11 protein-coding genes are annotated in these 14196 nt (G+C 73.0%); 5 read left to right on the forward strand and 6 right to left on the reverse strand.

Annotation, left to right across the window (positions count from 1 at the left end; genetic code table 11):
• Positions 1 to 13: 13 nt before the first annotated feature.
• Positions 14 to 808, reverse strand: a complete 795-nt coding sequence (locus CFP65_RS37640) for an aminotransferase class IV (protein WP_104820375.1) — start codon at positions 806 to 808, stop codon at positions 14 to 16.
• A 23-nt stretch (positions 809 to 831) separates the two neighbouring features.
• Positions 832 to 1797 (reverse strand): NADP-dependent oxidoreductase, encoded by a 966-nt coding sequence (locus tag CFP65_RS37645; RefSeq protein ID WP_104820376.1) that lies wholly within the window; start codon positions 1795 to 1797, stop codon positions 832 to 834.
• A gap of 141 nt (positions 1798 to 1938) precedes the next feature.
• Here CFP65_RS37645 and CFP65_RS37650 point away from each other — a divergent pair, with 141 nt between their 5' ends.
• A complete protein-coding gene (locus CFP65_RS37650; RefSeq protein WP_104820377.1) occupies positions 1939 to 2304 on the forward strand; it encodes a helix-turn-helix domain-containing protein in 366 nt (121 codons plus the stop codon).
• Here CFP65_RS37650 and CFP65_RS42295 read toward each other — a convergent pair.
• A complete protein-coding gene (locus CFP65_RS42295; RefSeq protein WP_104820378.1) occupies positions 2273 to 4459 on the reverse strand; it encodes an MMPL family transporter in 2187 nt (728 codons plus the stop codon). The two genes, CFP65_RS37650 and CFP65_RS42295, sit on opposite strands and share 32 nt — an antisense overlap.
• A gap of 88 nt (positions 4460 to 4547) precedes the next feature.
• Here CFP65_RS42295 and CFP65_RS37660 point away from each other — a divergent pair, with 88 nt between their 5' ends.
• Positions 4548 to 5186 carry a TetR/AcrR family transcriptional regulator gene (locus CFP65_RS37660; RefSeq protein WP_254552776.1) on the forward strand — a complete coding sequence of 213 codons (639 nt, stop codon included), beginning with the start codon at positions 4548 to 4550 and terminating at the stop codon, positions 5184 to 5186.
• 4 nt (positions 5187 to 5190) lie between these two features.
• On the opposite strand, the gene CFP65_RS37665 is transcribed toward CFP65_RS37660, so the two are convergent.
• The gene (locus tag CFP65_RS37665) at positions 5191 to 6105 is read right to left on the reverse strand and encodes a LysR family transcriptional regulator (protein WP_217368230.1); all 915 of its coding nucleotides are present in this window, start codon (positions 6103 to 6105) and stop codon (positions 5191 to 5193) included.
• A 132-nt stretch (positions 6106 to 6237) separates the two neighbouring features.
• On the opposite strand from CFP65_RS37665, the gene CFP65_RS37670 reads away from it, so the two are divergent.
• The 3 genes from CFP65_RS37670 to CFP65_RS37680 all read left to right on the forward strand — a co-directional run bounded on the left by CFP65_RS37670 (position 6238) and on the right by CFP65_RS37680 (position 11335).
• Complete coding sequence (locus CFP65_RS37670) at positions 6238 to 7656, forward strand: MFS transporter (RefSeq protein ID WP_158702567.1); 1419 nt, start codon at positions 6238 to 6240, stop codon at positions 7654 to 7656.
• Between the two features lie 126 nt (positions 7657 to 7782).
• Positions 7783 to 9891 (forward strand): DUF4132 domain-containing protein, encoded by a 2109-nt coding sequence (locus CFP65_RS42300; protein WP_104820382.1) that lies wholly within the window; start codon positions 7783 to 7785, stop codon positions 9889 to 9891.
• A gap of 94 nt (positions 9892 to 9985) precedes the next feature.
• A complete protein-coding gene (locus CFP65_RS37680; RefSeq protein ID WP_158702568.1) occupies positions 9986 to 11335 on the forward strand; it encodes a sialidase family protein in 1350 nt (449 codons plus the stop codon).
• 37 nt (positions 11336 to 11372) lie between these two features.
• Here CFP65_RS37680 and CFP65_RS37685 read toward each other — a convergent pair whose 3' ends face one another.
• On the reverse strand, positions 11373 to 12398 hold the full coding sequence (locus tag CFP65_RS37685; RefSeq protein ID WP_158702569.1) for a hypothetical protein: 1026 nt from the start codon (positions 12396 to 12398) through the stop codon (positions 11373 to 11375).
• A gap of 102 nt (positions 12399 to 12500) precedes the next feature.
• Complete coding sequence (locus tag CFP65_RS41670; protein WP_104820385.1) at positions 12501 to 14099, reverse strand: ricin-type beta-trefoil lectin domain protein; 1599 nt, start codon at positions 14097 to 14099, stop codon at positions 12501 to 12503.
• Between the last annotated feature and the right edge of the window lie 97 nt (positions 14100 to 14196).

The raw sequence follows: 14196 nt of genomic DNA on the forward strand, positions 1-14196 counted from the left end.
GAGGGCGGCGGCGTCAGACGGAGTCCCACGGGACGGTGGCCCAGGCGGCGTCGAGGACCTCGGTGAGCTCTTGGCCGCCGGTGAAGGCGAACTCGTCGATGCCGGCGAGTGGTTGGCTGGGGCAGTGGGAGTTGGTGGCCGCAGCGGCGCGCAGGGCGGAGAGGGAGTCCGTGGTCAGGCGGCGGGCGGACCACGGCACGCCGATGCGGGACAGGCCGGCCTGGAGCAGCTGCATCGTGATGCCGGGCAGCACGGGGGCCTCGGGCCAGAGGACCTGGTGTCCGTCCCAGAGCGCGAGGTTCCAGACCGACCCCTCACGGAGGAGCCCGTCCCGGCCGAGGAACAGAACGTCGTCGAAGCCGGCGTTCCTGGCCTGGAGGAACTGGTGGGTGAGACCCAGGGTGGCCGCGTGCTTGAGGTGCGGCAGCTCGCGCTCATACGTCACCGTGCGGACCCGCAGGGGTGGCTTCGGAGTGTCGGCGACGGGGTCGGAGACCGACACCATGACGTCGGTCCGGGCGAGGGAGGTGGCGGTCGGGACGATGCTCACTCGGACGGACGCGTCCGACTGGTCCCCGAGTCCGTGGCGGATGAGCTCGGGGATTCGTTCGTCCTGCGCCTCGACGGCCGAGCCGAAGAGTTCGCGGGAGGCACCGGCCAACCGCCGGAGGTGGAGTTCCAGGCCGCGTACCGCCCCGCCCCGGACCTGCATCGAGGTGAAGTGTCCGTAGTTCCAGGTCGCCACCCGGTGCAGGTCGTCGGTGGTCGCCGGTCGGCCGTTGATCTCCATGGTCAGCACAGCGACCATGCTGTCACGACGGCCGTACCGGCTCAGTCGCAGGTGAGGACCAGCTTGCCGCGGGTACGGCCGGTCTCGCCTTGGGCGTGGGCCCGGGCGGCCTGGTCGAGCGGGAAGGTGCGTTCGACCTCGACGGTGACTCGGCCGGTGTCGATCAGCTCGGCGATCCGGGTCAGGGCCACGCCCTCGGGCTCGACCAGGAAGGGGGTGACCCGGACGGCGGCCTGTTCGGCGGCCAGGGCGAGCTCGGGGGAGACGCCGGCCGGGACGGCGATCAACAGGCCGCCGGGGTAAAGGGCTTGGAGGGCGCGGGTGCTGGTGCGGTCGTACTCGTCGCCGAGCAGGTCGAGCACGGTGTCGACCGGGGCGGTGGCCTGCTCGAAGCGGGTGGTGGTGTAGTCGATGGTCTCCTCGGCGCCGAGTTCCTTGAGCCAGCTGTGGTGGCGGGCACTGGCGACCGCGACCACGTGGGCACCGAGCTCGCGGGCGAACTGGACGGCGAAGTGGCCGACTCCGCCCGCCGCCGCGTTGACCAGCACCCGCTGTCCGGGCCGGAGCCGGGCGGTGTCGACCAGGGCCTGCCAGGCGGTCAGCGCCGCGAGCGGGACGGCGGCGGCGTGCACGTGGTCCAGGGTGGCGGGCTTGCGGGCGAACTGGCGGGCCGGAGCGGTGACGTACTCGGCGTAGGCGTTCGCCGGGCGCGGGAACCAGGGCATGCCGTAGACCTCGTCGCCGGGCCGCAGGGTGGTCACGCCGAAGCCGACCGCCTCCACCACGCCGGAGACGTCCCAGCCGAGGGTGAACGGCGGTTCGCCCATCATCCCGGCCATGCCGGAGCCGGCCCGGGTCTTCCAGTCCACCGGGTTGACCCCGGCCGCGTGCACCCGGACCAGCACCTCGGTGGGCAGGGGCTCCGGCTTGGCCACCCGGGCCGTCCGGAGCTGCTCGGGGCCGCCGAAGGCGTCCTGGACCACCGCGCGCATCGTCTCTGCCGACATCGTGTCGTCTCCTCACAGAAGGGTACCGGCGGGGCCGTCGGGCGGCCCCGGTCACGTCGAGGACGCTACGCGCGGGGGTATGGTTACCCGCAAGGGACATTACTTCCCATTGGGAAGTGACTAGGTGAGGAGTGGTGAGGGATGCCGACCGGCTGCCTGAACGGAGAGCACGAGCACCACGACGTCTACGCGGCGCTCTGCCCGTGCCGACCACTGCTCGACCTGCTGGCGAACAAGTGGTCGGCGCTGGCGATCGGGGCGCTGGAGGAGGGGCCGCAGCGGTTCGGCGAGCTCCAGCGCCGCCTGCAGGGGGTCAGTCCGAAGGTGCTCACCCAGACGCTGCGACGGCTGGAGGAGGCCGGGCTGCTGGACCGGACGGTCTACCCGGCGGTGCCGCTGCACGTCGAGTATGCGCTGACCCCGCTGGGGGAGAGTGCCGCCGTGCCGCTGAACGCGCTGCGCAGCTGGGTGGAGCTCAATCTCGACGGGGCGGTGCGGGCGGGGTGAGGTCCGGGGCTGCTTCCGGCGTGGGGGTGTCGCCCTCGATGTCCAGGTGGGGGAGGAGGCGGTCGAGCCAGGCGGGGAGCCACCAGTTGGCCCGGCCGAGCAGGGCCATCGAGGCCGGGACGAGGATGCCGCGCACCACGGTGGCGTCCAGCAGGACGGCGCAAGCCAGGCCGATGCCGAACATCTTGACCACCGGATCGGTGTTCAGCAGGTAGCTGAGGAAGACGCTCACCATGATGAGGGCGGCCGAGGTGATGATCCGTCCGGTGGAGCCGAGGCCGGTGACCACGGCGGCGCGGTTGTCGCGGTGGCGCAGGTAGTGCTCGCGGATCGCGCTGAGCAGGAAGACCTCGTAGTCCATCGAGAGGCCGAACAGCACCGCGAACATCAGCAGCGGGACGTAGCCGGGCACCGGTACGGCGCCGTGCAGGCCGATCAGCCGGGCGCCGTGGCCGAGTTGGAAGACGGCGGTGAGGACGCCGTAGGAGGCGCCGACCGCGAGGAGGTTGAGCAGGGCGGCCTTGGCCGCGACCAGCGGGGCGCGGAAGGCGAGCAGCAGGAGCAGGGCCGCCACGGCCAGTACGGCGGCGACGATCAGCGGCATCCGGGCCGCGATCCGGTCGTTGAGGTCGGTCTGCGCGGCGGTGACCCCGCCCACGTGGGCCTGGCCGGTGGCGGCGGTGGGCAGGGTGGTGCTGCGCAGCCGGTGGACCAGGTCGGCGGTGGCCGGATCGGCCGGAGCCGTGGCGGGGATCACCTGCCAGCGCACCTGCCGTGCGTCGGTGGCGAGTTGGGCCGGGCCGACGGAGGTGACGCCGGTGGTCTGGCGTAGCGCGGTGGCGAGGGCGGTCAGCCGTGGGTCGGTGGGGCTGGTGGCCGGGGTGGGGAGGGTGTCGGTGACCAGGAGCGGGCCGTTGACGCCCGGGCCGAAGGCCTCGGCCAGCTGGGTGTAGGCGGTGTGGCCGGCGGTGCCGGTGGCGTTCGAGCTGGCGTCGAGTTGGCCGAAGGTGAGCCGGGTGGCGGGGAGGGCGAGCACCCCGAGCAGGAGGAAGGCGGCGAGCAGGGCGCGCCAGGGGCGGGCCACCACGGCGCGGGCGACGGCGGCCCAGCCGCCGGTGGCGGTCTCGACGGAGCCGGGCGGGTGGCCGGTGCCGAGGCGGTCGCCGAGCAGGACGAACGCGGCAGGCAGCAGGGTGAGGTTGAGCGCGACGGCGACCAGGACGGCAATGGCCGGGGCCAGCGCGAGCGCGTACAGCAGCGGGAGCCGGCCCAGGCAGAGCCCTGCCAGGGCCGCGACGATCGAGCTGCCCGCGAAGGCGACGGCCTTGCCGGAGCCGGCGGTGGTGCGGACGGCGGCCTCCTCGACCGGGACACCAGCCGCGCGCAGGTCGCGGAAGCGGGTCAGGCAGAAGAGCGTGTAGTCGATGCCGACGCCGAGCCCGATCATCGCGGCCAGGGTGGCCCCGGCGGAGGGCATGTCCATCCGGTGGCCGAGCAGGCCGATCACCGGGAGCGTGATGCCGAGGCCCATGCCGCCGGTGAGCAGCGGCAGCAGGGCCGCGCTGAAGCGGCGGAAGGCCACGGTCAGCACCACCAACGCGGCGGCCAGGCCGACCAGTTCGCTGTACTCGGTGGGCTTGCGGTCGGCTGCCGTGGCGAGGGCGCCGCCGGGAGTGACCTCGATCCCGGCGGCGGTGGCCGGGGCGGCGGCGGAGCGCAGGGCGGAGGTGGTGGCCGAGGTCAGGTCGCGGGCCGAGACGTCGAGGTCGAGCGAGAGGTAGCCGGTGTGGCCGTCGGCGCTGAGGGTCGAACTGCCCGGTGCGTAGAGGGAGTCAGTGACCTTGGTGACGTGCGGCACCTTCGCCAGGGCCTGGGCGCTCTGCTCGACCGCCGTCCGCTGTGCGGCGGCATCCAGGCGCGGTGCGGTGGGCGGGGTGTGCAGGACGAACGGCTGGCGGCCGGAGGCGGAGTCGGCGAAGGCGGCGTCGCCGATCGCCTTGGCGGCCTGGCTGTCGCTGCCGGGCAGGGAGACCTGCTCGCTGGTGACCCGGCCGTAGCTCACCACGGCGGTCAGGGCGAGGGCGAGCAGGAAGAGCCAGGCCACGAGGGTGCGCCTGGGTCTGTCGGCGCACCAGCGCCCCAGGGTGGTGAACATCGGCTTGCGGCCCCCTTGGTCGGGACGGAGAAGTATTTGCACTGTGAGTGCAGCGATAGAGTTGCACTAGTAGTGCAACAATGTCAACGTGAGAGTCGAGGAGGATGCGATGGGCGGCGGCGAGGAGCGGGAGCGCATGGTGGACGGCCGGGCGGCGCGCGGGCAGCAGACCAGGGAGCGGATCACGGACGCGGTGCTCGCGCTGCTGGAGGAGGGGGAGACCAAGTTCGCGGCGGAACGGATCGCCGAGCGGGCCGGGGTGTCCCGGCGGTCGGTGTTCCACCACTTCGAGGACCTGGCCCAGTTGGCGGACGCGGCCATCGCCCGGCGGTTCGAGCAACTCAGCGCTCAGGTAAGGCCGTTGCCGACCGAGGGTCCGCGTGAGGAGCGGGTGGCGGCGCTGTGCGAGCAGCGGGCGCGGGTGCTGGAGTGGATCACCCCGACCCGGCTGGCCGTCGCCCATCTGGACGACCCCTCCGAGCGGATCCGGCAACTCGTGGACGAGATGCTGGTGTTCGCCAAGCAGCGGGTGGCCGAGGTGCTCGCGATCGAGCTCGACCGGCTGCCAGGGCAGCGCCGCACCGATCTGCTCAACGGTCTCGACGCGGTGACGACGTGGAGCACCTGGCAGCACTGGCGGACCACCGGGCTCGACCCCGAGCAGGCCCGGCAGACCATGGCCGTCACGGTGCACGCGCTGTTGAGTGCGGCGGACCGGTCGTACTGAGGGCTTAGGTGTGGTCCCGCAGGGCCGTGCGGACCTGCTCGCGGAACCAGAGCTGGGCCGGGTCGCTGTCGTGCCGGGGGTGCCAGCCCATCGAGATCTCGATCGGCGGCAGCGGCAGTGGTGACGGCAGGGCAGCCAGGCCGAGGGTGGTGATCAGCGGCAGGCCGGTGTGGGCCGGGGCCAGCCCGACCAGGTCCGAGTCGGCCACCAGGTGGAGCGCCGAGCCGAAGGTGGGCAGGGCCGTGACCACCCGGCGGTGCAGACCGACGGCGGCCAGCGCGTCGTCCAGCGGGCCGCGCAGCCGGCCGCGCCGGGAGGTGGTCACGTGCAGGGCACCGGCCAGCGCGGCCGGGGTGAGCGGGCCGGCGGTCAGCGGGTGGCCGGACCGGACCACGATCACCATCTCGTCCACCAGGAGCAGCTCGACCCGGGTCTCCGGCGCGGGGTCGGCGATCACCCGGACCTCCAGATCGGCCCGCCCCTCGCGCAGCACCCGGTCGTCCTGGTGGCGCCCCTCGGAGAGCAGCACCACGGTCACCCCGGGCGCCGACTCGCGGAGCCGAGGCAGCAGCCGGGTGGCCAGGGTGAGCGAGAGCAGGTCGCTGGCGACCACGGTGAAGGTCTGGGTCAGCCGCGCGGTGTCCACCGCCCCGCCCTCGGCGAAGAGCGCGCGCGAGCGGTCGAGCAGGGCCTTGACCTCGGCGTGCACGGCCAGCGCGCGCGGGGTCGGCACCATCGCCCGGCCGGAGCGGACCAGGATCGGGTCACAGAAGGCGGTGCGGATCCGGGCCAGCGTGCGGCTCATCGCCGGGGCGGAGAGCTCGAGCCGGTCGGCGGCGGCCGTGACCGAGCATTCGTCGAGCAGCACGTCGAGCGCGTGCAACAGATTCAGATCGGTGTTCCGGGCCGTCGTGCCCACCGGTACCACTCCTCACCTGCGCCATTGCGTTGAGCGCAAGATATGCTTGTGAGACATGCATTTGCCGTCATGGTAATCCGTTTCTAGCGTCGTCCTGGTTCTGATTCGAAGGCCGAACTCCCGGGAGACGCAGTGGAAGCCAAGCAGTTGTCGGATCGAAGCACCCGTACCGAGACCACGTCGGCGCCACCGGGCCACCCGCGCGGCCGGGAGACCCTGGTCCTGATGTCGCTCTGCGCGGGCACCCTCCAGGCGATGGCGGCGGCGATGAACCTCGCCGTCCCCTCGATCGCCCGCAGTTCCCTGCACCCGAGCCCGACCGCGCTGGTCTGGATCGTGGACGCCTACCTGATCGCCTTCGCCTGCCTGCTGATCCCGGGCGGTGCCTTGGCCGACCGGTTCGGCCGCAAGGGCCTGCTGCTGGCAGGGCTCGGCCTCTTCACCGGCGGCAGCCTGCTGGCCGCCTCGGCGCACACCGTGCCGCTACTGATCGCCGGCCGGCTGGTGGCCGGGGCCGGCGCCGCCTTCGCGCTGCCGGTCACCCTCGGCCTGCCGATGCTGCTGCTGGCCCCCGCCCGCCGCCCGCAGGCGGTCGCCACCTGGACGGCCTCGCTCGCGGTGGGCGGCATCCTGGGCAACGTGGTCGGCGGCCTCGTCCTCGAACTCCTGCCCTGGCAGGGCCTGTTCCTGGTCTTCGGCGCGGCTGGAGCCGTGCTGCTGCTGGTCGCGGCGGCCCGTGCGCCACGGACGCCCAGGCGCGCGGTGCCGCTGGACGCCCCCGGCTCCATCCTGCTGGCCGCCGTGATCGTCGCGCTGCTCAACGGACTGATCGAGGGCCGCGAGCGCGGCTGGACCTCCGGCTGGGTGCTCGGCTCCTTCGGCGCGGCCGTGGCCATCGCGGTGGTGTACGTGCTGGTGGCGCTGCGCCGCCGCCACCCGCTGCTCGACCCGCGGGTCTTCATGCTGCGCGCCGTCCGGGCCGGCACGGTCGGCGTCACGGTGGCCTTCGCCGGAGCGTTCGCCATGTTCTACGTCAACGCGCAGTACCTGACCGTGGCCCACGGCTTCTCGTTGGCACAGGCCGGCAGCGCGATCGCGCCGATCGCCGTCGCGATGACGCTGGCCTCCCGCTCCTCCACCGCGCTGGTGCGCCGCTGGGGCGCCAAGCGGGTGGTGGCCCTCGGCTTCGGCGCGCAGACCGCCGGGCTCGCGGCCTTCTCGCTGGTCGGCGCGGACACCCCGTACCCGCTCTACATCCTCTGCCCCGCCCTGGCCCTCGCCGGTGTCGGCCTCGCGCTGCCCTCGCTCTCCGGCGGCATCATGACCGCACTGCCGGCCGACCGGGCCGGCATGGGCTCCGGCCTCAACGGTGCGGCCCGCGAGGTGGGCAGCGCGCTCGGTGTCGCGGCCATGGGGACGGCGCTGGGCGCGAAGGCGGCGGGCAGCGGGGCCTCGGCGGTCGCGCTGAGCTCGGCGATGGACTCCGGGTTCCGGGCGGTGGCGGTGGTGGTGGCGCTGGCGGCGGTGCTGGTGGTGCGCTGGATCGACTGAGGCGGCCGTGGGGGCCCGGGTGGGGCTGTCCGTGCCGGGGGCTAGGGTCGGCGGCATGGTGAGAATGATCTACGTGGGTGGGGCGGCAGTGCGGATGGGGCAGAGCCGTGGGGCGGTGAGCGGCCGATGACGGCGGAGGGCGGTTCGGCGGGCACCGTGGCGGCGGAAGTCGTGTCGGCGGTCGCCGGGTTGGCCGAGGTGCTGGACGCCGGGCGGCTGCATGAGGTCTGCTGGTGGCTCTGCCGGGTGGACGAGGCCATCGCGGGTGACTGGTCTGTCCCGAGTGTGGTGGCCGTGCGGGAGCGGGTGGTCGGCCTGGACCCGCGGGCGCGGGCCGAGGTGGTTGGCTCCTGTGTGGGCGGGATCCTGATGGTCTGGCGGCCCGGGTTGGAGACCGACAAGGCCCAGCGGGAGCGGGTGATGCTGACCCGGTTGGCCTCGATGGTCTCGCAGGGCTACCCGAACGGCGCCACCCGGGAGTTTCACGAGGACTGGCTGCACCTGGTCGGGCGGCAGTGGGGCCTGATGGAGCTGGAGCGGACCGAGGAACTGCTCCGGGCCGAGCTGGCGGCCGGGCGCCCGCTGGACGGTGCCGTGATCGCCGCGCTGCGGCGGACGGTCTTCGCGATCCGGCCGCACCACCACCCGGTGATCGAGTTCGCCGCGCAGTTCGCCGAACCGCTGCTCAGCCCGGGCGAGGCCTGGGCGGACCAGGCGCTGGGCGACCTCGCGGCCGACACCGACGGCTCGTGGGCGGAGCTAGTGCGGCACGCCTTCGAGGCCAAGTCGGCCAAGCCCACGGCTCGTTGGGAGAAGACCGGGCTGGCGCTGCTCGACGCGGTCGGCCCCGACCAGGCGCGGGAGCGGATCACCGGCTGGCTGGCCCTGGTCGGACGGCCGCGCACGCTCGACCTGGTGGCCGAGCCGTCCGAGGACGGGTTGCTCCAGTTCGACCCGTACAACCTGGACGCGTTGCGCGGGCTCGCCCTGCTGCTCGGGCTGCTCCCAGCCCACCCGGAGAGCGCCCGGGTGCTCGGCCGGCTGGTGGTCAGCGCCCTGCGCAAGGCGCCCGGCCTGGGCCCCCGGGCGCCCAAGGTCGCCAACGCCGCGGTGTACGCGCTCGCCCGGCTCGACGGCACGGCGGGCCTCGCCCAACTCGCCCTGCTCAGCAGCCGGGTCCGGTACAAGGGCACCCTCAAGGAGTTGGAGAAGGCGCTCCAGGCGCGGGCCGCCGCACTCGGGGTCGGCCCGGAGGAGCTCGAGGAACTCGCGGTGCCCGACTACGGGTTGACCGAGGTCGGCGCCTGCGTCCGGGAGTTCGGCGCGGCCCGGGTGGAGCTGCTGGTCGAGGGCCTGCGGGTGCGGCAGGGCTGGCAGAACGAGGCCGGGCGGGCAGTGAAGGCGGTGCCCGCCTCGGTACGGCGCGAACACGCCGTCGAGCTCAAGGAGTTCAAGGAGGCGGTGGGCGACATCGAGCGGATGCTTGCCGCCTGCGCCGAGCGGCTGGAGCGGGCCTACCTCGCCCGGCGCGGCTGGCGCTACGCCGCCTGGCGGGAGCGGTACCTGGACCACCCGCTGGTCGGCACGCTGGCCCGGCGGCTGATCTGGACCGTGGGCGGTGTCGACTGCCGCTGGTCCGAGGGCGCGCTGCGGACGGCGGACGGCACCGAACTCGCCCCGGCGGACGGTGACTCGGTGGAGCTCTGGCACCCGGTGGGCGCTGCGGAGACCGCAGTGGCCGGCTGGCGGGAGGCGCTGGCGCGGGAGCAGATCGAGCAGCCGTTCCCGCAGGCCCATCGCCACGTCTTCCAGGTCGCCGCCGAGGACGTGGCGGGCTGCGACCGGTTCGCCGGTCGAGTGCTCAGCCAGCGCCGGTTCCGCGCGGTGGCGGAGGGGCGGGGCTGGCAGAGTCCGCTCCAACTGCTGGTCGACAACTCCTTCGGCGCCCCACGACGCGCCCTGCCCGCGTGGGGCCTGCGCGCCGAGTACTGGGTGATCGGCACCGACGCCGACTGGGGCGAGCCCTTCGAGCGCCTGACCACCGGCGAGGTCCGGTTCTACCCCCTGGACGCCCCGGAGAACCTCAGCCAGGCACCCGGCGGCGCGTACGGCCCGATCCACCGACCCGGCCTGACCCTCGTCGACCCGGTGCCGCCGGCGGAGGTGCCACCGCTGGTACTGAGCGAAATCCTGCGCGACGTTTCCCTGTTCGTCAGCCGGGCCGAGAGCGACTGAGCGGTGGCGGTGGGGCAGTAGCCGCTTCAGGTAGGGGAGTTGGGGGAATCCGTACGGGGTTGGGTTCCCCCTGCTGCCCTGAGGAGATCCGCTCGTGCTCGCATCCCGTGTCAGAATCCGGTCCCTGTCGGTGGTGTTCGGTGCGGCCTGTGCCGCGCTCGGCCTGTGGGTCGGGGCGGCGCAGGCCGCACCGGGGGCGGGGTACGTGGTGAGTACGCCGACGGAGTTGTCGGCGGCCTGTGCCGGGCAGAACGCCGAGACCATCCAGGCGGTGGATCCGGCGGTGAACGGCGTGTACGAGGCGTGGATCGGGTGCAAGGGCATCGGGTTCGCGCGGTCGCTGGACGGCGGGGGGAGCTTCGGGGCGCCGGTGACGCTGCCGGGGAGCGTGGGGCAGAAGGGGGCGCGGTCCTGGGATCCGGCGGTCACGGTGGCACCGGACGGGAAGGTGTACGCGGCGTTCATGGTCAGCCGGGCCGGTCAGACGTACCCGGTGGTCGATGTCAGCACCGATCACGGTGCGACGTTCGGTGTGGCCGGGTCGATCACGCCGCCGGACGGGAACAACTGGGGCGACCGGGACTTCATCGCGGTGGGGCCGGACGGCACGCTCTACCTCACCTGGGACTACGGCCCGAGCGCGGCGGCGGTCACCTTCCTCTGTGCGCCGAACGGGAGTTGTGCCTTCGCCACCGGCGATGTCAACGCGGTGCTGCAGAAGTCCACCGACGGGGGCCGGACTTGGAGCGCGATGTCGCACGTCAGCCCCGGGTACCCGGACAGCGGCGGGGACAGTGCGCCAGTGCTGGTCGAGCCGGACGGCTCGATCGACGTGCTGTACCAGGGGCACACCGTCACCGACGTGCCGACCGACAACCTGACCGTGGCGCGGACCTACGCGACCCGTTCCACGGACGGCGGGGCGAGTTGGTCGCCGCCGGTGGCGGTCGGGGCCGGGGCCGGGACGATGGACAACGGCGAGTGGTGGATCGACGGCAGCGAGGCGCTCGGCCCGGACGGGACGCTGTACGCGACCTGGGACACCCAGGGGGCGAGCAGCGACACCGGCTGGCTCTCCTACTCCCGTGACCACGGGGCGAGTTGGTCCGCTCCGGCTCAGGTCACGCCGGACAGCTCGAACGCGCCGCACATCATGCAGGTGGTGGCCGGCCCGGCCGGGTTGGCCTACGTGGGCTGGCTCTCGGGAGCCGATCCGCGCGGCTACGCGCAGGAGTTGCGCACCTTCTCCACCACCCGCGGCTGGCTCTCGGGCCCGGTGCAGGTCTCACAGGCCTTCGGCGCGAGCTCGGTCTGGCCGGGCGACACCTTCGGCCTGTCCGCCCTCTCGCCGACCCGGCTGGTGCTGGCCTGGGGCAGCGCGGTGGCGCCGACGGCCGCGACCGACGAGATCTGGGCCGCGACCGTGGGCGTGACGCTCCCGTAGGGCCGGTCCCGTAGGGCCGGTCCCGTAGGAACGGCCCCTAGCCCGAGCTCCCGAAGGTGGGACGGGACTGGCGGGGGAGCGGGCGCAGGCGCATGAAGACCGTGTGGCCCTCGGTGCCGTACTTCTCCAGTTGGGCGGCGGCGAGTTGGCGCAGGAGGTCGGTCTCGTGGTCGTCGACCAGGCCGAGTTCGAAGACCTCGCTGGGATGGCCGCCCAGGAGGACGCGGACGGGCTGGTCCTGGCTCCTGGCGAGGGCGACCAGGAGCCGGTGGTCGCTGACGTGGATCTCGCCCTGGTGGCGGACGTAGTCGAGCCAGAGCGGCTTGCCGATGGCCCCGCTGTCGTCGAGCAACTGGGCTTTCTTCTTGAGGAGTTCGTTGACCGATCGGCCGCTGGTCCAGAGCTCGGCGAAGCGCTCCGCGACGAAGGAGCCGAGCGGGGTGGTGACCCGGACCTCGAGCTGCTGGGTGTCACCGGAGTGGCGGTCGACCGGGAAGAAGCTGACCATCATCCGCTCGCCGCAGCGGTAGAGCTGGATGGAGGGCGCGGCGTCGTAGAGCCGCATCTGGAGCCGGCCGCGCTGCTCGTTCGGGAGCAGGTTCTGCACCCGGCGGAACTCGCGGATGTTGCGCAGCACGCCGCCCCGCACGTCGGTGCTGAGCTCGTGGGAGCGCTGCTGGGCGGCCAGCGAATCCGGATCGAGCAGCATGATCTGCATGGTGGCGCCGTTGGCGATCGCCGCGCGGGTGGCTTCGGCGAAGCGCTGCGAGGTGCCGGCGAAGAGGGGTGAGTAGGTGTCGAGGATGCAGACCAGGTCGTGGGTCTGGGTCAGCAGGTCGCAGAAGGAGCCGTAGTCCAGGCGCAGGTGCTCGCGGACGCGGTCCTCCTCGAGCCGGGTGACGATGGGTTGGATCACGAGCAAGGTCGCGATCGTGGTCAGGAGTTCAGGGGCCAGGTTGAGTAGGAGGTTCTCCCGGTACTCGTGGATCCCGCGGGCGAACCAGAGACAGAGGACGACACCGAGGCCGAGTGTCGCGCAGATCAGCAGCACTCCCCGCTGCACACGCCAATCTCCGAACATGTGACCGTGGTACCCACCGCCGGGCTCCGCCATGCGTGTACTGACGGAGGCCCCGAACCAAGGGTCGGGGCCTCCGGATCGGGGTCAGGCGGCGGAGTAGAAGACCTGGGCCGAGGTGGCGTTGCAGCTCCAGAGATCGAGCGGAACGCCCGGCGTGCCGGTGGACTTGGGGTCGTCCAGGCAGAGACCGGTGGCGGGGTTGAGCAGGTAGCCGGTCGGGGAGAGCAGCCACTGCTGGGCGGGGGTGCCGGCGCAGGCGGCGAGCTGGACCGGGCTGCCGGGAGTGGCGGCGGCGCCCGCGTCGAGGCAGCCGCCGGTGGAGACGCGCAGGGTGCCGTCCTTGACGAGCTGCCAGTTCTGCGGCGGGGTGGGCACGGAGTTGCAGCCGTGCAGGGTGATCGAGGTGGTGGACTCGACGCCGCCGCTGAGGCAGAGGTTGGCGGCCTTGTTGGTGAACGCGGTGAAGAGCGGCTGGCCGTCGTAGGGCAGGCGCCAGTCCTGGCCGCCGGCCCCGCAGGTCCAGAGGATCAGCTGGGTGCCGTTGGCGAGCGAGGCGGCCGGGTCGGCCAGGCAGAGGCCGGACTGCGGGTTGACCAGGCCCTTGCCGTTCTGGGTCCAGACCTGGGCGCCGGAGCCGTTGCACGGGTAGAGCTGCACCGCAGTCCCGTTGGTGGTGCCGCCGCCGTACACGTCCAAGCACTTGCCGAGGGCCTGTACGGTGCCGTCGTTGCCCACCGTCCAGGTCTGGCCCGGGGTGCCGGCGCAGTCCCAGACCTCCACCGGCATCGAGTAATCCCCGGTGTTCGCACCGTTGTTGCCCGCGTCCAGGCACTTGCCGGGCAGGCCGGAGGTGAGGTTGCCGGTGGGCAGGCCGGTGGCGGGGAGATAGGAGAAGGAGTTGGTGGCGAGCCCGGCGCCGCCGTTCCAGATCTCGAACCCGGCCTGAACGGAGCAGAGTTGGCCGCCGGCCGGAACGTAGCCGCGGACCACCGCGTCGGCGGTGACGGTGCGCAGGTTGAGCGCGTAGACGGAGTTGGTCGGGGTGGTGGCCAGGTAGCTGATCACCTGCTTGCCACTGGTGGTGTCCTGGTGGAGGTAGACCTGGTAGGTCCGGCCGCCGAGGGTGACCTGCTGGGTGGAGGTGCCGAGCGGCACCGGGCCGCCCTGGCGGTTGAGCCAGATCATCAGCTCGTGGGAGGTGGTGGTGCCCGCGCAGCCGGTGGCGTCGTCCGCGTACCAGATGTCGTACGCGGTGTCGTACTGGCCGGGCACGCCGGTGGTGGTGCGCCAGCTGGTCAGTACGTCGCCCATGGTGGCCACCGGGGTGGGGAGTTCACCGGGCCGGGGGAGGTACTGGATCCGGGCGTAGGCGCCGGGGGCACCGGGGCGAGCGTTGGTGGCGCTGCTGAGCGCGCTGCTGCTGACGGTGAAGTCGGCGCCGCCGGTGCTGGTCAGGCAGACCTCGGCCGAGGAGTTCCACTCGTCGGGCATGATCAGGTAGCGGCCGCCGCCGACCGCGGCGGAGCCGTAGGGGCCGTTGGCCGAGGTGCAGAGCGAGGCCGGGGTGTCGGCCTGCGCCGGGGCGGCGAGCCCGCCGAGGCTGCCGGCGGAGCCGAGCAGGGCGAGGGCCAGCAGAGCGGCCCGGGCGCGGTGGCGGTAGCGGTGGTACTGACGGTGCTTCAAGTCTGGTTCCCCCTGGTTGAGACGGGTGTGTCCCGTGGGAACAGACTGTAGCGGGCGTGGTGGAGTGACTCGAAAGCCCGTGCGGGAGCAAAAGGGT

It is taken from the genome of Kitasatospora sp. MMS16-BH015 (genome assembly GCF_002943525.1).
GTDB lineage: Bacteria > Actinomycetota > Actinomycetes > Streptomycetales > Streptomycetaceae > Kitasatospora.